The organism is Pirellulales bacterium (assembly GCA_019636335.1).
Classification (GTDB): domain Bacteria; phylum Planctomycetota; class Planctomycetia; order Pirellulales; family JAEUIK01; genus JAHBXR01.
This window is the reverse complement of the sequence record JAHBXR010000017.1, coordinates 45,491-66,197: the sequence shown is the minus strand read 5'-3', so window position 1 is coordinate 66,197 and position 20,707 is coordinate 45,491. Positions and strand designations below refer to the sequence as shown.

The window sequence follows — 20,707 nt, the reverse complement described above, 5'->3', positions numbered from 1 at the left end:
TGTCGCGCTTTTGTGCTGCGCGGCACCAATCCTTCGCGCCCCGAACGATCGAGACTCCACGCGCCGAACGAAGCCAGGGCCAAGGCGCGGAACGAGACACGCCTTGACGCCGCAACGTTTCCGCCGGGGCCCCGATCGGGGTAACATAACTCGCGGCCGCGAGCTACCAGTCGTCGCTCGACACCTCGCCGATCCCATTCCCTTGGCCCTGTTCGAACCCCGTGCCACATACCCCCTCTTCGGTCTCGGTCACTGGCAAGCTGCTCTTCCTGGGCACGGGCACCTCGATGGGGGTACCGGTGATCGGCTGCGATTGTGCCACCTGCACGAGCGCCGACCCGCGCAACAATCGATTGCGCTGCGGACTGGTGCTGGGGCTGCCCGAGGGGAATCTGCTCGTCGACACCCCCCCCGACCTCCGCACTCAACTCTTGCGCGAGAAGATTGGGATCATTCACGCGACCGTGTTCACGCATGGGCATGCCGATCACGTTTTCGGACTCGACGATCTGCGGTTATTTCCCTACTACCTGGGGAACAAGCTGCCGGTCTATTGCGAGGAAGAAGTGGAAGATCGGATCCGCAAATCGTTCGACTATGCCTTCGACGCGGTGGCGATGAAGTACCCCGCCGGCGGCGTGCCGCAGATCGTCTTCGAGCGGATCGCGACCGAGCCGTTCGAGGTCTTGGGGGCGCGCGTGACGCCGATCCGCCTCTGGCACGGACGTTCGGCCGTGCTCGGCTTCCGCTTCGGCAACATCGCCTACTGCACCGACACGAATGCCATCCCCGAGGAAAGCTGGCCGCTGCTCGAAGGGCTCGACGTGCTGATTCTCGACGCCCTGCGTCACAAGCCGCATCCCACCCACTTCAGCCTGGCAGAATCGCTCGCCGTCGTCGAGCGCGTGCGACCGAAGCAGACGCTGCTCACCCACATGTCGCACGACCTGGAACACGAGGCGACCAACGCCAGCCTGCCGCCGGGCGTGTCGCTTGCCTACGACGGGCTGCAGATTCCTCTGAGTTAGTCGCCCCGCAATATTGATCGTCCTCTGCCGCCAAGAAACCTCCCGGCCAGCATTTCCTCCGCCGACAGGCCTGCTAGAATCGGCGGCATCGGGGCCCCCGCAATTTTGCGTGGCGCCGGTCGCACGCGCACGACACTTCTCTTCAGGGCAGGGTTCTTTCATGAGCAGCGCGCCACCAGAGTTTTCCAGCGCCGGTTTCGTCAAGACGGTCGTCCTTCCCGGCTTGCTCGTCTTTCCTCTGCCGACGGTTTCGCTTTTCTTCTTTCTGTACGCGCAGCGCAGCTTCAATGCCGACGCGCGGAAGATCATCCTCGAACAAGTACGGGCAGACGAAACGCTCTCTCCAGCCGAGCGCGAGGTGACGGTCGCATTCTACACGTTGAATCCCATGTCGGAGTTGCTCAAGAGCCCCGATTTTGCCGACATGGTCGATGGCAAGACTCGCTTCGACTACGCGACGTTTCGTTGGGCGATTCGACTTTCGCTAGCCTCGATCGCCAGCGGCATCCTGGTCTTTGCCTTGGCGGGCGTGTGCGTCTGGTGGTCGCGCCGTTCGCAGCGCGCGCAATACCTGAGCCTGCTCATCGGTGGACAAGTCGTGCGGATCTACGCCGCGCTGCAAACGATCGTGCAGGGGGCGCTGCTCGTCGCGCTGTCGTACTGGGTGACGGCGCTGTTGTTCAATATCTACGTTCCCAAGCTCATCCTCATCGTGGCCCTGCTCGCCTTGACGGGCGTCGGCGCCATTCTCAAGGCCATCTTCAAGCGGCCCGATAATCGGCTTGCCGTCGAAGGCCTCGAGCTCGACCGCCAGGCGGCGCCGCGCTTGTGGTCGGAGCTCGACGCCCTCTGTGCCCAGGTCGAGACCGCTCCGCCCGATCACGTGATTGTCGGCATCGACGACAACTTTTTCGTCACCGAGGCGCCCGTCACCGTTGGAGAGCGGACGCTGCACGGCCGGACGTTGTTTGCCAGCCTGGCGCTGCTGAAGCAGATGTCGGGGGCCGAGGCCGATGGTGTCCTGGCGCACGAAATGGCACATTTCAGCGGGCAGGACACGGTGTACACGAAGAAAATCAATCCATTGCTGCAGCGCGATGCACTCTACCTGCAGGCGCTGCACGAGAACCCCCTCACGTGGCCGGTCTACTACTTCATGCTCTGCTTTCGGGCCCTGTTCGAGCTGACGTTGGGCGAACGTAGCCGGCTGCGCGAGTTTCGCGCCGACCGGATCGCCGCCGAGGCGACCACGCCGCGCGATTTTGCCCGGGCGCTGGTGCGGATCTCGGCCTACTCCGACTATCGCCGCAACGTGCAGGAAGAGCTCTTCAAGCAGGAGCGAGCCATGGAGACGGCGAATATCTGCGGCCAGATCGAAGCGGGCTTCCATCAGTATGCCGTCTCGTTCGCGGCCAAGCCCGATCTGGAAACGCTGGCCACGTCGCATCCCTTCGATAGTCACCCTCCCATGTCGCAGCGGCTCGAGGCGTTGGGCGTGTCGTTGCAGTCGCAGGAGGCGCAGTCGCTCGTGGCCAACCCCGGCGACGGACGTTGGTACCGGACGATCGACCGCGCCGACGAGATCGAACGGGCACAGTGGGACGAATACGAGGAACGCTTTCGCCACATCCACGAGCAGTCGCTCCCCTATCGCTTTTTGCCCGAAACCGACGAAGAGCGGGAAATCGTGGAACAGGCCTTTCCGCCCCTGGTCATCGAAGGGAAGAAGGGCTCGCTCATGCTGGATTGCGAAACGATCCAGTATTCCCCCTGGCCTGGAAGTCTGGCCTACTCAGAGATTACAAACTGTGTGTTGAACGACGGCGCGCTCGAGATCCACTACGAGCGCGAGGGCAAGCAGCACGTCACGATTCCGCTCAAGAAATTCGGCAAACATCAGGCCGAAGCCCTCCAGGCGATCTCGAACTATTACGGTCGCTATGCGGCGGCCAAAGAGTACCAACAACACAAGCAAGACCAGCCGCCGACGACGGGCGAGTAACGCGCGGCCATCGGTCACCGTCAAGCCAAGGCTGGATACTTTTCCTGGATCCAGCTTTCAATCAACTTTCGTAGCTCGTTGGTCTGCTCGATGATTTCATCGGCGTCAGCGCGTGACGCTACATTCGCTCGATCGTAGTCGATTTCGTTCCGCTTTCTTCGGCAGAGATCGAAATAGTCTGTCAATGGTTGGACGGGGACACCGACACAGTAAGGCAGCGCGTCGAAGGCAGTCTTGTGATGGCCCCCCAGTTTTGAATCCAGGCGGTAACCCGCACACGCTAGCGCCATCTTTGCCAACAGCAACGCCGCGCCGTAGGCAGTCGTGAAACGGGTGTCGTCCGAGATATCAGTCGACTTGGCGTCTTTCAGTTTTACCGCCACGCCGCCGCGTAGTTCGTCGAGTTCCTGCTTGCTTGTCTTGTGGGGTTTGATCCGTCCGTCGGCGTGTAGCTTTTTCAAGGTCACTGCTGCTGCCCACCACGAAGATTTTTCCGGGATCAGCGATTACCGTCCGCACGAAATGATTCCCTGTACGCAGCTTTTGCACAAGCTCTTTTTTCGGATACACAGTCGGGTTCACGGGCCGACCTAGCTCGCGCTCCACGACGCGCAGCGCCGACGCCAGATCTGCAAGCTTTACATCGCCTACGATCATCACATCGACATCACTTGCGGACCGCTCTTCTCCCTTGGCCACCGATCCGAAAATGAAGGCACAATCGATACGGGAACGCCACGGTTCGAAAGCGTCTGCAAGAACCTGTGGCAGTCCAGCAGTTTTGCGGACCAGGGCCCTTAACTCGGCGAGATAGGGACAGGCCGGATCGGGCGAATAGTAGACTTGGCGGCCTTCTGCGCGACGTCGCAGCACTCCGGCTGCGACGAGTAGCTTCAATTCCCGATGCAGATGGGCCGGCGCACAGCCCAGGTGGCGCACCAATTGGGTCAGATACCATTCGCCTTGCGGATGGAGCAGCAACGTGGCCAACACGCGCTGACGCACGCGAGGAAAGAGCAATGCTTCCGCCGGGCGCTTAATTCTCATATTAGAGAAAGTATATTCTCTAAAAGGGAATCTGTCCAAAGGCCCGAGCTAACGTTTCGGTTCCACTCTCTCCGTTCCCAAACATTCGACGCTCTCGCGGTTTGCCAAGTGAGTCTCAATGATTAGAAAGGTGTGCTACTGGATACCCGCGATCGATGTCTCCTGGCAAGCGATTCCTCCCCATGCACCTGCGTTCTCTGCTCGGACAATCCTGGAAATCCTTTTCCTACTGGGGGCTCGTCGTCGCCGCGCTCTTCTTCGCGGCGTCGTTGACGCCGTCGCTGTTGCCGCGGCATTTTGCCGTGCAAGGTGTTCTCTCGGGGATCGCACTGGCCGTGGGGTATGGTGTCGGCGTGTCGCTCGTCTGGCTGTGGATCTTCATGGAGCTGCCGCAGCCGCAGGCCAGGCTCGAACGCTCGAGCCGGCTGCTGGCCGCCATCGCCGTGGCCATCGTCGCCATCCTTTTTCTCTGGCGGGCCGCCGTGTGGCAAAACTCGATTCGCGAGCTGATGGAGATGGATCCGGTCGAGTCGGCTTATCCCTTTCGACTGGGGGCGATTGCCCTTGCCGTGGGCGTGCTGCTGGTGGCGACCGCGCGCGGACTGCGCAAGTGCTGGCAGTACGTCGATCGCCGTACGAGCCAGTTTCTGCCGCGGCGCGTCTCCTATGTGCTGAGCGCGCTGTTGGTGCTTGTCGCCATGTTTCTGCTGGCCAATCACGTCGTGGCGCGATTGGCGCTCAACGCGGCGGACTCGATCTTCCTGCAGATCGATAAGGTGGTCGACGAGGACGTGCTGCAGCCGAGCAATCCGCTGGCCTCGGGAAGCGCGGAATCACTCATTCCCTGGGATACCATCGGCCTGCAAGGCAAGCGGTTCATAGCAGCGGGGCCGACGCAGCAGTCGATCCGTGAGTTTTGGGGGCAGGAAGCCAAACAGCCGCTCCGTGTCTACGTTGGCATGCGCACCGCCGAAGAAATGGAAGAGCGGGCCGACCTCGCGCTCGAAGAACTCAAACGCATCGGCGGATTCGATCGATCGCTACTGATTGTCGCCACCCCGACCGGCACCGGCTGGCTCGACCCGGGCGCGGTCGACACGATCGAATACCTGCACCGCGGCGATACGGCGATCGTCACGACGCAGTATTCCTACCTGCCGAGCTGGATCACGATCCTGGTTGATCCCGAGCGTTCGCGCAACTCGGCGCGAATCCTCTTTGACAAGATCTACGATTACTGGACGACGCTCCCCGCCGACGATCGGCCGAAGCTGTACTTGCATGGCCTGAGCCTCGGCTCGCTGGGCTCGGAGTCGAGTGCCGATCTCTTCACCGTGTTCGAAGATCCGATTCAAGGAGGCGTCTGGAGCGGGCCACCCTTCCCGAGTACCGAATGGGCCAATGCCACGCAACACCGCAACCCCAGCTCGCCCATGTGGTTGCCGACGTTTCGCGATGGATCGATGCTGCGTTTCACGGCGCTCGAGAATGCCATCGACGCGGGAGGCAAACGCTGGGGGCCGATGCGCTTCGTCTATATCCAGCACGCCAGCGATCCGATGTGTTTCTTCTCTCCCGATCTGGCCTACCGCCGCCCCGAGTGGCTCGTAGGCAAACGCGGGCCCGACGTCTCGCCGTTTCTGCAATGGTTTCCGATCGTCACATTCTTGCAGACGGGTTTTGATTTGCCGATGGCGACCGCAGTGCCGATCGGCTACGGACATAACTACGCGCCCACCAGCTATATTGATGCGTGGATCGCGGTGACCGATCCGCCCGAGTGGGACGAGGAGAAAACAAAGCGACTTAAAGAACACCTTGTCACACCCGAGTAGTACCAGGCGCTTGTCACGGCGCGGCGCTTTTCGCGGAAACGCGCGTGACGAGGCACACCGAATCGGCTTCGCCCTCCTTCGGCGATGTGCCAATCGACACCTTTCCCGGCCCCGTTACCCGCGGAACGCTACCTGTTTTCAACGAGCCGCCGCGACGTGGGTTGAACCACTCGACCTTGTACTCGCCGGCCGGCAATTCAAGATCGGTGGTGCCACCTCGAGGGAGATAGATGGCGTACACCTCGCCCGGTTTGGCGAAACAGTAGTTCTCGGCGTTCGACGTCAGTTCGTCGGCCGATTGCATCTCGGCGAAGGGGAGATGCCGTTGCAAGAAATCGACGGCGATGCGGCTCAACTGCCAGAGATGATCGCGACTGCGGAAATCTTCGAGGTTGATGTCGTTGTGGGGAAAGGAATAGCCGAAAAGCCATTCGACGCCGGCTCCGCCCGACATGAAGTGGGGCCAGAGATGGTCGCGGCGCAGTTCGTCGTGCTCGTAATCGGCGAAGTCGGGCTTGGCGCCTACATCGGCCGGACCGATCTCGTCGAGGCACACGACCCAGGGGCGACCGGCCACCGCCGATTCGCGGATCCAACGGCGTGTCTGTTCGCGCGTGTCGTTCGTTTGCAGCGAAACACCTTCGATCGCTGGATTGCCCAGGAGTGGCGTATAGACCTTCTCTTGCTGCTTGGGAAACGTGTGAACGACGACGGGATGGTCGTAAGCATCGAGCGCGTGCAGATGCTCGGCATGCGCGATGCGCTGCGCATCGGTGTTCGTGTTCTCCTCGCCCAGGTTCCAGACCAGCGCCGGATGATGCGCGAAGCGCGCCACGAGCTCGCGCAGGTAGAGCCGGCGCTGCGGCCCCAGTTCTCCCTTGTCGAGCAACTGATCGTTTTCCTGCTCCTGCAACACGACGTGCTGCGCAATACCCAGGCGATCCATGTGCGTAAAGACGAGCTCCCACTGGTCGAGCTTGCTCACGTCGAAGCGGGCCCGTTCCTGGTCGCTCGTCCAGGGCCAGACATCCTGGCCGTCGCCGCGGACGTTCATCGTGAGGAAGTAGATCGAATTCACGCCGCGCGAGGCGAGATAGTTGAGCGCGCCGATCAGATTGCGGCCGCGCCCGCCGCGCCAGGTGGGATCCCCCGGCCGGAAGTCGAGCAGATGGGGGCCGTAGCGATGGGTCGGCGTGGTGCCGTCAAACTCGTCGTAAGCGAGCAGATTCTCGGGACTGTCGGCCCCGCACTTGAGAAAGTAACGCTGCGACCCGGCGAATTGCCAGTAACGTCGGCCGACGTAGTCGAGTCGCCCCTCGCGCAGCGCGCCCGCCGCGTGCGGCGATGCGTCAGCAACTTCCAAGCTGCCGTGCGCACCATCGAATGCCACCGGTTTGCCGGCGGATGCGTCCTCGGCAATCGCGACGTCTTTACCGGTGCGGAAGCTTGCCCGCCACTTCCAGACGCCTGGCGCCTCGGGAGTGAAGCGCACTTGCCAGCAATCGCCGGCCGCGGCGCCCGATTCGGCGGCGCGGCCATCGGCGGCAAAAAAGCCTGGCACCGTGTGGCGTCGCTCGCCCTGCTCGAACGTCACGTCGAGCCGGTAATCGGTAAAGGGATTGGGCGTCCCCTCTTCGCTGAGCGATGGTCCCTGAAACTCGAGCGCCAGGGGATACCACACGCGTTGCTCGCCCTGCACGGTGCCCTGGGCCGTCGAGGCGGGCGTGGCCGATGGCGGCGCGGCTGCGTCTTCTGGCGTACGCTCGGCGACCGGCGTACCGGCGTAGGCGATCAGGCGCAAGCGTTGATTGATGACACTCTCGGCGTCTCCCGGTTCGTTGCGCCCCCAATCGGCGTCTCCGGCCACGACCACCAGTCCCAGCGAGGGCATCATCACCGAGCAGTTGCCACGCAGGCCAAGGCTCATGAACGTATCGGGCGGAGCGTCGGGCCAGGCTCGTGCCTGCGGATGACGCGGCCCACGGCCGTTGAACCACCAGTTGAAACCATAGATGCCCGGGCCGGCGTTGCTGAAATGATCGGACTCGCCGCCGTAGGTGCCGATGCCTAGGTAATCATTCGTTTTGGCGGGTTGCGTATTGGGCGTGTCTGCCGAGACCTGCGACTGGAGACAGTCGTCGAAAAGCGCGCGGTCGATCAGCGGATTGCCGTTCCACTCGCCACGATTCAACCAGAGCCACGCGATCCGAGCAAAGTCGCGCACCGAGGCGCTGATCCGCCGATTGCTCTCGCGAAACTTAAGTCCCTCTTCGAGTTGCAGCGCCCCGAATCGCTCGGGTGCCCCGACGACATTCTCAGGCGAGTCCCGAAAGACACGATCGAAGAGTGTCTTCTGATAGAGTTGAATCGCATAGTCGTTGTAGGCCCAGGCCTCGCCCGGCTTTTCCGGTCGGGCATAGCCGCTGGTCATGGCGCCGAGATGGCGAAACGTCATCGTGCGATCTTTCTCGGCCAGTTCCCAACCGAAGTCGGTCAGCCGAGCATCGAGGCTGCCCACCTTGCCCTCCTGTACGGCAAACAGCAGTAGCGTGCTGAGGATCGGCTTGGCCGACGAGAACAGGTCGCCACGATCGGATTGCGAACCCCACGCCTTGACAACGTAGCCATCCTTGATGATGCAGCCCCGACTGCCGAGCGCCGTGGCGACGGCGTCGATTGCATCGGGGTCGAGCCCCAGTTCTGCCGGAGTCTTCTCCTGCCAGTGCTCGCCCGGAAAGACACGCTCGCCGGCTGTCGTCGTCGCGCTCGAGCAGAGGACCGCCAACAGCGCGAGCGTAAGCCGCAGGGTTCTAGTCGAAAGAGAAGGGTTCATCGTCGTAAGAAGGGAAATCAACGTTGGGCATCCAGCAGGAGTTATCTACCGCGAGTGTCGGAAACGGTCGCAATTGTAAATCGCCTGGAAGCGACCGCGATAGTCCGCGGGCAGCCGATGTTCCTCCACGGCGACGGAGTCCGCGCGAGCTTTGTGCAGAATCCCTCCGCTGAAACTCCCACCTTGCCGGTGGCGGTAGTTATAATCGCCGGCCTGCCGACTTGTTCCCGCCGAACCTTTTTCCTCCCCTGAGGATCCCACCATGACGCGCTCTCTTTCGTTCGTAGCCCTTGCCCTCCTCACGGTGTCGCTCGCTGCGGCGAACGAGAATTCGACTGCCGACGTGGGCACCGCCATGACCGACGCGGCGCAGAAGTTTCTCGCCACGCTCGATGATGCCGCTCGTGCCAAGGCCACGATGAGCTTCGACGATCCACGGCGCGTCGATTGGCACAACATTCCCAAAAAGGAGCGCAAGGGATTGCAGGTGGGCGACATGACGCCGGCGCAACGTGAAGCGTGTCACCACCTGTTGCGCGCAGCGCTGAGCGACGTGGGCTACGACAAGGCCGTCAAGATCATGGCACTCGAGAACAACCTGCGCGAAGGGGAGAAGGGGCTGCCAGGCGCGCCGCTACGCGATCCGCAGCGCTACTTTCTCACCATCTTCGGCCAACCCGAGTCGAAAGGAACTTGGGGCTGGAGCTTCGAGGGGCATCACTTCTCGTTGAACTTCGTCGTCCGCGACGGCGAGGTGGTAAGCGACACGCCGAGCTTTTGGGGAGCGAATCCCGCCACGCTGCACATCGTCGTGCCAGGCGGACCGGAACAGGGGACGCGCACCCTGGCTCAGGAAGAACAACTCGCGCTCGACCTGGTGAGTGAACTCGACAAGGACCAACTTGCCGCGGCCCTCATCGACGACAAAGCCCCGGCCGATTATCGCGCCGCCGGAGTGCCTGAGGTACCGCAGGCTCCGCCAGTCGGTCTCGCCGCGGCCAAGATGACCGCTGCCCAGCGCGAGAAGCTGCGCGACTTGCTCAAAACTTATAGCGGCAACCTGGCCGCGCCACTCGCGGCGGCTCGGATGGCCGATATCGAGGCGAGTGATTTCGGCCGCGTTCACTTTGCCTGGGCGGGCGCCACCCAGGCGGGCGCGCCGCACTACTATCGCGTGCAAGGCCCGACCTTTGTGCTCGAACTGGTCAACTACCAATCCGATCCGGCGGGTAATCCGGCCAATCACATCCACTCCGTGTGGCGCAACATGCGGGGCGACTTCGCCCTGCCGGTGAAGTAGCGTGCGAGCTGCTCGGCCGAACGGGCGTCGATCGCTAGTTTGCCGACGGTGGCGGGGGGAGCGTGATCATCGATGGCTCGTCACGCAGCTTGGCATAGCTCTTGAGCAGCGTCAGCGTGTCTTGGAATTCGTGACGCGAAGTGAGCGCCTGGTACTGAGGATTGGCGGCGACCGCCTCGTAGCGAGACAGCGCGGTCTCGAGCGACGGAGCCGACGGATTCGGTGCGCCGTAGACCTCGGCCGGCAGCGCGAGGTACGCCTGCCATTGATTGTCTACCACCTTGAAGAGCGCGCGCGACGTGTCGAGCAGCGATTCGGTGATCTGCTGAGAGGCGATCGGCGGCGGGGTAACCGGCGTCAGGCCCGGCGAGGTCGAGGCCGTCGTCTGGCTCGCCGGCATCGTGTAGCGATTGATGGCTTCGAGCAGCAGTCCGGCCGAGGGGGGCAACACCTGTTCGGTTTCATTCGGCGGGGGCGGTCCACCGTTCCAGTAGAAGCGGCTCGTCGCGGCCGGATCGATCTGAATCACGGAACCATCCAGCGCCACGCCGGCAAACAGGCCGCGGCTGCGCGAATAGGAATAGATCTCGGCCTGCAAGCGGCCATCGGTGGCCACCGAGGCATCGCGTCCCACCGGACCCGCGGCGGCCGAGGCATCGGCGCCGATCGTGAACTTGCCGTTCAACAGACCCTGAATGCTCTTCTTCGTCTTGAAGACGAGAATCAAGTCGGTCGATTGCACGCCGGCCTGCCAGCCGATGCTGCCGCCGGTGATCGTGATGAACGTGGGGGCAGTCCACGCGCCGGCATCGGTCCGCGTGGTCAGAATGCCGCGTCCGAACCGTGCCCCGATCACGAATCCACCTTTCACCATGCCCGGCACGATCGCGATGCCCTGCGCATCATGCAGCAACGAGGTGGGGATCGACTTGGCCGGCACGGCCATCACTTCATTGAGCACTTGCGTCGACGCCTCGACCACGGAGGCCTCGGGATTGATCACCAGGGGCGCCGCGGCCTCCCCCGGAAGCTGGGCAAAGGAACGCCCCGAGGCGAGCATCAACAGTACGAACGCACCGAGTCGATACATGGTCTGACGCGATAGCATGACAGCACCCCCGAGAATGGGTCTTCAGTCGAAAATGGTGCGGCATGGTAGCTCTCTCCGCGCCGGGGTGCAATGTCAGCTTTGGCGGCGACGATGCTTTGATGCTTTCTTATGCTTTCGCCGTCCGCGGGATCATTGTTTGGAATTGAACCACGACGACACACGGCACGACGGAAGAACGAGAGGTGGAAAGCTCGTAAGCTCTCCGCAATGTCGATGTGGTAAATGAAGAGTCGCCCCACTACTTCGACGGCATCGGGATCCAGCGGGGGTGGTCGGCCCCCAACTCATCGATTCCGCGTGTCATCACGCGCGCGTGCCCGCCATCGCGATCGGCGACCCAGATCGCGGGAAGTTCGCCCGTCGCCGCGCGGCAGAAGACGAGTTGCTGGCCGTTGGGCGATTCGCTCACGCGAAAGTCCCACGCCAGCGGATCGCTCTTGGTGAGTACCTCGATCGAACCATCGCGCGGATCGAGCCGGCAGATCTCGGTGCCGCCACGGGCCTCCTGCGGTCGGTACTCGCGATTGAAGTGATCCACGTCGGGACGCTCGGTCTGATAGGGCCAGGGCAGGCGGGCGTCGGGCGTGCGGCGCGGAAACAGGATCTTTCCGTCGTGCGTCCATGCCACGAGATTCGATCCTCCGCCGCGGGCCTTCTCGTTGCCGTACGACGCGGCAAACCACATGGCCTGGCCCGTGGTCAGCACGTGACGTTCGCTGCCATCGGGTCGTGCCACGCAGACGTCGCACCAGTCGTGCCCGGGATCTTGCCCATACAGACAGTCGACATACGCGATCCACTCGCCGTCGGGCGACCAGACAGGTCCGAAGTACAAATGCGCGGGATCGCCCACGATGCGTGTCCGCTCGCTGCCGTCGATATTGCTGGTCCAGATCTGATAGCCTTCGGGACTGGCGAGATGAAACGCCACGCGACGACCATCGGGACGGAGGCTCAGGCCATACGGTAGACCTTCGCCCGCGCGGGTAAACTCGCGCGGATCGCTGCCGTCGAGATTCATGCTGAACACCTGCCCCACGCCGTCGCGCACGACCTGGACCAACAGGCGTCGATCGCCGACGAGCAATTGCGGCGTCTCGAACGGCGCGAGACGATCCTTGGTGGCGATCTCCTCGAGTTCTCCAGCAGCGAGATCGTACAGCCACAGGTGCGTGGGCGTTTGCGTGTAGAATTGTTCGAAGGGACGTCCCGGGCCATCGCGCCGCGGCTCCATGCTCAAGACGACCACGTGCCGGCCATCGGACAAGAAGGGGCCAGGCTGCCACGTCGCCTGACCGGGACGATCGAAGGGAAGGTAACGCACCTCCTCCCCCGCCGTCGTCGCCAGCCCCGTTTTGCCCTGCGACGTGAACAGGAACCGTGCCGGGGCAGGCTCGTCTCCGCAAGCCATGCCAGCGACGAGTGGCGTCAGGCTCATCAGGAGCACGACTGCCTGGTAAACGCGCGTGCGAAGGAGAAGACGCTCACGATTTTGGTAGGCTTCTTTCACAATGTCGTCCAAGAGTTCGGCACAATCCTCAAACGCACCGATAGGATCTACTCGCTGCTGGAAACCTTGTGGATCGTTCGCCAGGCGATCGATCGCTTGAGAAATCAATTCTTCGACCGAAACGTGCTTTGCCTCCGCGAGTTGCTTGGCGCGAGTGAGCGTCTGTTCATCGAGATGAAGTTCACTCATAGGGGGTTCTCACAGGGCCGAATCGCGTTAACTCGCCAGTTGCATCACAGCAATTGTATCACGCTTGCAGGTTCCGCGCGGCGGCCAGCGTGTTGGCCAGCAGCATGGTGACGGTCAGCAGGCCCACGCCGCCGGGGACCGGCGTGATCCAGCCGGCCACCTCGCTCACCGGGCCGAAATCGACGTCGCCGACGATGCCACTCTCGGTGCGGTTGATGCCCACGTCGACGACGACGGCCCCCGGCTTCACCATGTCGGCCGTGACGAAACGGGCCTTGCCGATGGCCACGATCAGGATGTCGGCCTGCCGGGTGATCGACGGCAGGTCGCGCGTGCGACTATGGCAGACCGTCACGGTGGCATCGGCGCCGCGCTGCAGGAGCATGTTGGCGATGGGCTTGCCCACGATATCGCTCCGCCCGACCACCACCACGTGCTTGCCGGAGGTTTCGATCTTGTAGCGCTTGAGCATCTCGACCACGCCGTGCGGCGTGCAGGGCAGGTAGCGCGGACGACCTTGCACGATGCGTCCCACGTTCTCGGGATGGAACGCATCGACGTCTTTCAGCGGATGGACGGCCGTCAGGATGCGCGTCTCATCGATCTGCTTCGGCAGCGGAAGCTGCACGAGAATGCCATGCACGTCGGCGTCCTTGTTGAGCCGGGCAACGAGCTTCAGCAAGTCGTCGGTCGTCGTGTCGGCGGGCAGCTTGTGGAGTTGGCTTTCGATGCCCGTGCGCTCGCAGGCCTTGCGCTTGTTGCGCACGTAGACCTCGCTGGCAGGGTCGTCTCCCACGAGCACGGCGGCCAGACAGGGGGTGGTGGCGTTGTTCTGGAGAAAATCGACGACTTCGTCCGAGATTTCGGCCTGAATCTCGCGCGACAACTCCTTGCCATTCAACAGAACTGCCGTCACGAGAGACCTTTCGCAGGAAGAGGGAAGCCTGACCGCCAACGGTCGATCATTCTAGGGGAAGTGCGGCTTTTGGCCCAGCGTCTGGCGGAGAGACATGGCTCATCAAGGTCGTTGGAGCCCGGCATTTTATCTCCGTCGGCACGACCTGAAGCAGGGCAAATGCTTGCAATCAATGAACGAGTCGGGACAATTGCAACTGCTGCACCGGAGAGAAACGGCGAGGCGCCGGCCTTCTTGCTCCGTAAATATTCACGCCTGCGCAGCGTCCAGGAGTCTCTACGTCATGAAGACCGTCAAGCCACGTCACGCGCTTTCGTTTTTTGATCGTGTATCGCGACTGACGTTCGAGCAGGCAGCCCGGCTTTTGGGTCCCGAAGGAGGTAAGCAGATTCGGTTTGCGGGGCGGCACGAGTGTGACCTCGCGACCGATGTCGAGCTTGCGAGCGACTGTTTGCGCCTGCGATTTCCGGAGCAAGGCGGACCTGTGGTCGTGGTGGCCACGCTCGCGCATGCTCCCGACGCGAAGGATTCGCTGCGCTGTGAATGCAGCCATTGTGCGGGAGCCTGCGATCACGTCGCGGCGCTGCTTTCGACGGTGCTCGAGAATAAGACCGCGCTCGGTTTGGCGGCCCCTCCACCGGAGCGTGTGGCCGTCGAAATGAGCGAAGAGATGCTCATTCGCACAGCGCTTGCCGAACGCGAGAAGCGTGCGCGGAGCGAGAAGATGCACATTCGCTCGAGCGATCCCAAGACGCCCTGGGCGGATTACACGGTAGAGAGCCTGTTAAGCGGAAAATCGTATCGCGTGGCGTTACGCGGTCTCGAACGGGGCGAGTCCTATTGCACGTGTCCCGATTTCCGCACGAATACGCTCGGCACCTGCAAGCACATCATGAAAACTGCTTCCACGACGCGGCGCAAATTTACGGCTCGACAACTTCAGCGGCGTTATCGCCATCGGCGGATCTCGATCTATCTTCACTATGGCGATGAGATTACGTTGCGCATGGCCGCGCCAGACAAGCGGTCGAAAGACGTCGACGCGATCGTGCGTCCCTGGACGAACAAACCCATCGACGATGTGACTAGGTTTTTGCGGGACTTGCGCAAGCTCGATGCCCTGGAGCAGGAATACCAGATCTTTCCGGACGCCGAGGAATTCATGGCGCAACGCTTGCACGCCGCGCGCATGCGAGAAGTGGTGGCCGAGATCCGCCGCGATCCGGCCAAACATCCACTTCGCACGACGTTGCTGAAGATTCCGTTGCTGCCTTATCAACTCGATGGAGTCGCATTTGCCGTCGGAGCGGGGCGCGCGGTGTTGGCCGATGACATGGGCTTGGGGAAGACCATCCAGGGAGTCGGCGTGGCAGAAATGCTGGCTCGCGAAGCCGATATCCGCAAGGTGCTCGTCGTGTGTCCCGCGTCGCTCAAGTCGCAATGGCGCAGCGAAATCGGCCGTTTTTGCGATCGCGACGCGCAACTGGTCTCAGGACGATCCGACGAGCGGTCCACCCAGTATCACCATTCTTGCTTCTTTACGATTTGTAACTACGAGCAGGTGCTCCGCGATATCCAGTCGATCGAGCAGGTGCCTTGGGATTTGATCGTGCTGGATGAAGGGCAGCGGATCAAAAACTGGGAATCGAAGACCAGTCGCGTCATCAAGGGATTGAAATCTCACTTCGCGCTCGTGCTTTCCGGCACGCCGCTCGAGAACCGCCTGGATGAGCTCTATTCGGTCGTGCAGTTCATCGACGACCGCCGTTTGGGGCCGGGATTTCGTTTCTTCCATCGTCATCGCGTCGTGGACGAACGCGGAAAGGTGCTTGGCTACCAACGGCTCGACCAGTTGCGAGAGCGCCTCCAACCGATCTTGCTGCGCCGCACGCGTGAATCGGTTCGACTCGAGCTGCCCGAACGTACTCTGGAAATCGTGCGCATCGCCCCCACCGAGGAACAAAAGACGCTGCACGATACGCACATGCAGACGGTGGCGCAAATCGTGCGCAAGAAATTTCTGACGGAAATGGACTTGCTCCGCCTGCGGGCAGCGTTGTTGATGTGTCGCATGGCGGCGAACGGCACCTACCTGGTCAATAAAGAGAAACCGAACTGGTCGAGCAAGTTGGAACGGCTGGCCGACCTGGTGGATGCCATCGCCGGAGAAGAACGACAAAAAGTTGTGCTGTTTTCCGAATGGACGACGATGCTCGATCTGGTCGAGCCCCTCTTGAAGCGATTCAAGCTCCCCTTTGTACGTCTCGATGGCTCCGTTCCGCAGAAAAAACGCGAGGTGCTGGTTCACGAATTCCAGAATCAGCCGCAATGTCGCTTCTTCTTGACGACGAACGCGGGGAGCACGGGCTTGAATTTGCAGGCAGCCAATACGGTGATCAACGTCGATTTGCCCTGGAACCCGGCGGTGCTCGAACAGCGCATCGCCCGGGCACACCGCATGGGACAGAAACAGCCCGTGCAGGTTCATGTCCTGGTAACCGAGCAAACGATCGAGGAGAACCTGCTTGCGACGTTGTCGGCGAAGAAAGATCTGGCCCTGGCGGCACTCGATCCTGATTCGGAGGTCGAGTCGATCGATCTGGTGTCGGGAACGGAGGAGCTCAAGTCGCGGCTCGAGATTCTATTGGGGGCGAAAGGGGCGGCTGCACCGGACATGTCGCATCGAGCGGAAGTCACCCGATCCCTGGCGGAAACGGAGCAACGCGAACGCGTGGCCGCGGCGGGAGGAGAGTTGTTGGGGGCGTTGTTTCATTTCATGGAGCAACTGGTCAACGACGGACATAGCGCTGCGCCGCCGGATCCGATGGTGCGCGATCTCCGCACGCGCCTCGATCAATGCGTCGACGCGACCCCCGATGGTCGTCAGCGCCTGACCGTTACGTTGCCCGATCGCCAGACTCTCGACACCTTGGCGCACACACTCGCGCGACTGTTAGCTGTTGGGCAACCCAACTAAACGTCCATCCCCGCGACCACCGCCGGGAGTGAGTCGGCGTAGTTGACATGGCTGGGTTGCCAGTGCAGCTCGCGCTTCGCCTTTTCGTTCGAAATATACAGCGGCGCCGTGATGGCCTCGACCAGGGGGCGGCCGAAGAGGAGTTGCGCGAGCAGGCGCGGTACGGCCTTCGGCGCCGGCGTGTCGAGGACCGCCGCCAGGCGATGCACCACCTCGCGACGTGACAGGGGATGGTCGTCTCCCAGGAAGTAGGCTTCGCCCGGCCGGCCGTGCTCCAAGACCAGGGCGTAGGCCTCGCCGAGGTCGTCGATGTGGACCAGGCTCCAGCGGTTGTCGGCGGGGCCGATCAGCCGATATTGTCCGCGCCGCATGAGCCTGGCCATCGTCTCGAGAATGCCCCCGGCGCCATAGACGAAGCCGGGGCTGATGATCGTCGCGCGCAGGCCTCTGGTGCGCGCCAGGGAGACGAGTTCGGCTTCCATCTCGGCATGACCACGGGCGAGCAGGCAGGGACGCGCAGGCATCGACTCATCCACCCGCGCGCCGCCATAGCGGGCATGCGTCAGCGCGCCGCTCGTGTAGACGAAAGGCTTTTGCTCGGCGAGGCATGCCGCGGCGAGCGAGCGGGTCATCCGCGTGTCGCTCTCGTGCATCGCGTGGATCTTGGCGCGGGTCCAGCGCCCGGTGGTCCTTTGTTGGGCGGCATGGATGACCGCGTCCACCTCGGAGACGCGCGGCACGTAGGTCTCGGGACGCCACATATCGCCGGCGAAGACCTCGGCGCCGATTGCGGTAAGCGGGGGTGCCTTGGCCGGATCGCGGACGAGCCCCCACACCGCATGCCCATGTCGCCGCAGGGCTCGCACGGCGGCACTTCCTACAAAGCCGGTGGCTCCGGTAACGAGAACTCTCACGAGTGTGGCTGCCTGTTGCATCCCAGGGGCGAATCGTCGCGTCGACTTGACCGGCCGCCGATCCTACCCTGCACGGCTCCCACGGGCGAGAATTCGGGTCGAAGCCCAGCCGGGCGGAGGCCTGTCGCAACGGTCCGGCTTTTTTTAGAATCTGGGCTTCGGACGTCGGCCGTACGGCGATTGCTCGCCAGTTGGCACTGCTGGGAGAGCCGGCAGTACCACACGCACGAGCGGCGGCGCCCGGCGCACTATCCCCGTTCTTCTTCGTTCCAGGTCTCACCCAGGACGCTTGCACATGGCCGACGCGATTCGCCAGTTCGATCCCTTTTCTGCCCGCGACACTTTTGATACCGGCTCGGGCAAGGCCGCGATCTATCGACTCTCGCGGCTCGAAGCGCTGGGCCTGGCGAAGATCTCGAACCTCCCGTTTTCGATCCGCGTGCTGCTCGAGTCGGTACTGCGTTCGTGCGACGGTTACGAGGTGAACGAAGCGGATGTGAAGAATCTCGCGTCGTGGAGCCCCACGAACGTGGCGGCGGTCGAGATCCCGTTCAAGCCGGCCCGCGTCGTGTTGCAAGACTTTACCGGCGTGCCGGCGGTAGTCGATCTGGCGGCCATGCGCACCGCCATACAACGGCTCGGTGGCATGCCGCGCAAGATCAATCCCCTCATCCCGGTCGATTTGGTCATCGACCACTCGGTGCAGGTCGATTTCTTTGCCAGCGATCAGGCCTTGGCCGAGAACGTCGAGCTCGAATTCCAGCGCAATCGCGAACGCTACGAGTTTCTGCGCTGGGGGCAGGGGGCCTTCAGCAACCTGCGCGTCGTGCCGCCGGCGGTGGGCATCGTCCACCAGGTGAATCTCGAGTACCTGGCCAAGGGGGTCTTCCTGGGCAAGGACGCGCAGGGCGAGGTCGCCTATCCCGATTCGCTCGTCGGAACCGACAGTCACACCACAATGATCAACGGCCTGGGCGTGGTCGGTTGGGGCGTGGGGGGCATCGAGGCCGAAGCGGTCATGCTGGGCCAGCCAATTTATATGCTTATGCCCGAAGTGATCGGCTTCGAGATCAAAGGCCATCTGCCTGCCGGCGCGACGGCGACCGATCTCGTGCTGACCGTGACCCAGATGCTGCGCAAGAAGGGGGTCGTCGGCAAGTTCGTCGAGTTCTATGGTCCCGGCGTGTCGAACATGCGGCTGGCCGATCGAGCGACGATTGCCAACATGGCGCCCGAGTATGGCGCCACGATGGGCTTCTTCCCCATCGATGCCGAGACGCTCGCCTACCTGCGTCGCACCGGCCGCACCGAGGCCGAAGTGCAACTGGTCGAACGCTACGCGAAGGAACAGGGCCTGTTCCGCACCGATAGCGATCCCGCGCCCAAGTTCACGGATACCCTCTCGCTCGACTTGAGCACGGTCGAGCCGAGCCTCGCCGGTCCCAAGCGTCCGCAGGATCGCGTACCGCTGGCCGCCATGAAGACGACGTTCGAGAAAGCCTTGTCGGCGCCGGTGGCGGAGCGTGGTTTCGCGCTCGACAGCACGGCGCTGGGGCGCACGGCACGCGTGGTCGACAACGGGCGTTCGAGCGAAATCACGCACGGCGCTGTGGTCATCGCGGCCATCACCAGTTGCACGAACACGAGCAACCCCTCGGTGATGCTCGGCGCCGGGCTGTTGGCACGCAAGGCGGTCGAGCGCGGCCTGTCGGTAAAGCCCTACGTCAAGACGAGCCTCGCGCCGGGATCGCGCGTCGTGAGCGATTATCTCGATCGCGCCGGTCTGACCGACGATCTCAAGGCGCTCGGTTTCCACACCGTCGGCTACGGTTGCACGACCTGCATCGGCAACAGCGGACCTCTGCCCGAGCCGGTGTCGAAGGCGATCGTCGAAGGCGATCTCGTGGCGGCGGCCGTGTTGAGCGGCAATCGCAACTTTGAAGGCCGCATCAACCCGCACGTGAAGGCGAACTATCTGGCCAGCCCGCCGTTGGTCGTGGCCTATGCCCTGGCCGGCACGACCGATATCGATCTGGTCAAGGAGCCGATCGGCGAGGGGCGCGACGGCAAGCCGGTCTTCTTGAAAGATATCTGGCCGTCGCAAAAGGAGATCGACGAGCTGATCGAATCGACCGTGCTCCCCGAGATGTTCCGCAACCAGTATGAGAACTGTCTTACCTCGAACCAGGAGTGGAATGCGATCGCCACGAGCACGGGCGATCTCTACCAGTGGGACGAGTCGAGCACGTATATTCAGGAGCCACCGTTCCTGACCGATATCAACACCGAGCCTGATCCGTTGCGGCCGATTCGCGGCGCTCGCGTCCTGTTGGCGCTGGGCGATTCGATTACGACCGATCACATCTCGCCCGCGGGTTCGATCGCCAAAGATTCGCCGGCGGGACGTTACCTGCGCGAGCATGGCGTGGAGCCGGTCGATTTCAACAGCTACGGCTCGCGACGCGGCAACGATCGCGTGATGACGCGCGGCACGTTCGCCAACATTCGCATTCGCAACCAGATCGCTCCCGGCACGGAAGGGGGCGTCACCCGCCACCTTCCCGACGGCGAGACGATGAGCGTCTACGACGCCTCGCTCAAGTACAAGGCCGAAGGCGTGCCGCTCGTCGTACTGGCGGGCGCCGAATACGGCACCGGCAGCAGCCGCGACTGGGCCGCCAAGGGGACGCAACTTCTCGGCGTGCGGGCCGTGATCGCCTCGAGCTTCGAGCGCATCCACCGCAGCAACCTGGTCGGCATGGGGGTGTTGCCGTTGGAACTGCCGGTCGGTACGACGTGGCAATCGCTGGGACTGACGGGCGAGGAGATCTACGACCTCGACGGCATCGACGACACGTTGAAGCCGCTGTCGACCATCACCGTGCATGCGAAGAACGCGGCCGGCGCGGTCAAGACGTTCGAGGCCAAGGTGCGGATCGATACGCCCGTCGAGTTGGATTACTATCGACATGGGGGCATCTTGCAGACCGTGTTGCGCAAGTTGCTCGCCGAGGCCTGACAGGCCGGGGAAGTGTTCCTCGGCCT

Annotated in this window: 13 protein-coding genes; 6 read left to right on the top strand and 7 right to left on the bottom strand. The window is 62.8% G+C overall.

What is annotated here, in order from left to right; all coding sequences use genetic code 11:
* Nucleotides 1–287: 287 nt before the first annotated feature.
* Nucleotides 288–1,028, top strand: a complete 741-nt coding sequence (locus tag KF708_16535; protein MBX3414296.1) for an MBL fold metallo-hydrolase — start codon at nucleotides 288–290, stop codon at nucleotides 1,026–1,028.
* A gap of 160 nt (nucleotides 1,029–1,188) precedes the next feature.
* Nucleotides 1,189–3,030, top strand: coding sequence for a M48 family metalloprotease (locus KF708_16530; protein ID MBX3414295.1), 1,842 nt, complete (start codon nucleotides 1,189–1,191; stop codon nucleotides 3,028–3,030).
* A gap of 20 nt (nucleotides 3,031–3,050) precedes the next feature.
* Here KF708_16530 and KF708_16525 read toward each other — a convergent pair whose 3' ends face one another.
* Entirely contained in the window at nucleotides 3,051–3,413 is a 363-nt protein-coding gene (locus KF708_16525) for a hypothetical protein (GenBank protein ID MBX3414294.1), read from the bottom strand.
* Nucleotides 3,379–4,077, bottom strand: a complete 699-nt coding sequence (locus KF708_16520; GenBank protein ID MBX3414293.1) for a nucleotidyltransferase domain-containing protein — start codon at nucleotides 4,075–4,077, stop codon at nucleotides 3,379–3,381. Before KF708_16520 ends, KF708_16525 begins: the two co-directional genes overlap by 35 nt.
* Nucleotides 4,078–4,259: 182 nt before the next feature.
* On the opposite strand from KF708_16520, the gene KF708_16515 reads away from it, so the two are divergent.
* Nucleotides 4,260–5,912, top strand: a complete 1,653-nt coding sequence (locus KF708_16515; protein ID MBX3414292.1) for an alpha/beta-hydrolase family protein — start codon at nucleotides 4,260–4,262, stop codon at nucleotides 5,910–5,912.
* Nucleotides 5,913–5,925: 13 nt separating this feature from the next.
* On the opposite strand, the gene KF708_16510 is transcribed toward KF708_16515, so the two are convergent.
* Nucleotides 5,926–8,766, bottom strand: a complete 2,841-nt coding sequence (locus tag KF708_16510) for a DUF5060 domain-containing protein (GenBank protein ID MBX3414291.1) — start codon at nucleotides 8,764–8,766, stop codon at nucleotides 5,926–5,928.
* A 241-nt stretch (nucleotides 8,767–9,007) separates the two neighbouring features.
* Between KF708_16510 and KF708_16505 the strand changes: the two genes are divergently transcribed.
* Nucleotides 9,008–10,045: a DUF3500 domain-containing protein gene (locus tag KF708_16505; GenBank protein ID MBX3414290.1), complete on the top strand. Its 1,038-nt coding sequence runs from the start codon at nucleotides 9,008–9,010 to the stop codon at nucleotides 10,043–10,045.
* Between the two features lie 34 nt (nucleotides 10,046–10,079).
* Here KF708_16505 and KF708_16500 read toward each other — a convergent pair whose 3' ends face one another.
* The 3 genes from KF708_16500 to folD all read right to left on the bottom strand — a co-directional run bounded on the left by KF708_16500 (nucleotide 10,080) and on the right by folD (nucleotide 13,771).
* Entirely contained in the window at nucleotides 10,080–11,153 is a 1,074-nt protein-coding gene (locus tag KF708_16500) for a lipid-binding SYLF domain-containing protein (GenBank protein MBX3414289.1), read from the bottom strand.
* 241 nt (nucleotides 11,154–11,394) lie between these two features.
* Nucleotides 11,395–12,855, bottom strand: coding sequence for a PD40 domain-containing protein (locus KF708_16495; protein MBX3414288.1), 1,461 nt, complete (start codon nucleotides 12,853–12,855; stop codon nucleotides 11,395–11,397).
* A 58-nt stretch (nucleotides 12,856–12,913) separates the two neighbouring features.
* Nucleotides 12,914–13,771: a bifunctional methylenetetrahydrofolate dehydrogenase/methenyltetrahydrofolate cyclohydrolase FolD gene (folD, locus tag KF708_16490; protein ID MBX3414287.1), complete on the bottom strand. Its 858-nt coding sequence runs from the start codon at nucleotides 13,769–13,771 to the stop codon at nucleotides 12,914–12,916.
* A gap of 283 nt (nucleotides 13,772–14,054) precedes the next feature.
* Here folD and KF708_16485 point away from each other — a divergent pair, with 283 nt between their 5' ends.
* Nucleotides 14,055–16,748 carry a DEAD/DEAH box helicase gene (locus KF708_16485; protein MBX3414286.1) on the top strand — a complete coding sequence of 898 codons (2,694 nt, stop codon included), beginning with the start codon at nucleotides 14,055–14,057 and terminating at the stop codon, nucleotides 16,746–16,748.
* On the opposite strand, the gene KF708_16480 is transcribed toward KF708_16485, so the two are convergent.
* Nucleotides 16,745–17,662: an NAD-dependent epimerase/dehydratase family protein gene (locus tag KF708_16480; protein ID MBX3414285.1), complete on the bottom strand. Its 918-nt coding sequence runs from the start codon at nucleotides 17,660–17,662 to the stop codon at nucleotides 16,745–16,747. The genes KF708_16485 and KF708_16480 overlap by 4 nt on opposite strands.
* A 295-nt stretch (nucleotides 17,663–17,957) precedes the next feature.
* Between KF708_16480 and acnA the strand changes: the two genes are divergently transcribed.
* The gene (gene acnA, locus KF708_16475) at nucleotides 17,958–20,681 is read left to right on the top strand and encodes an aconitate hydratase AcnA (GenBank protein ID MBX3414284.1); all 2,724 of its coding nucleotides are present in this window, start codon (nucleotides 17,958–17,960) and stop codon (nucleotides 20,679–20,681) included.
* Nucleotides 20,682–20,707 lie beyond the last annotated feature (26 nt).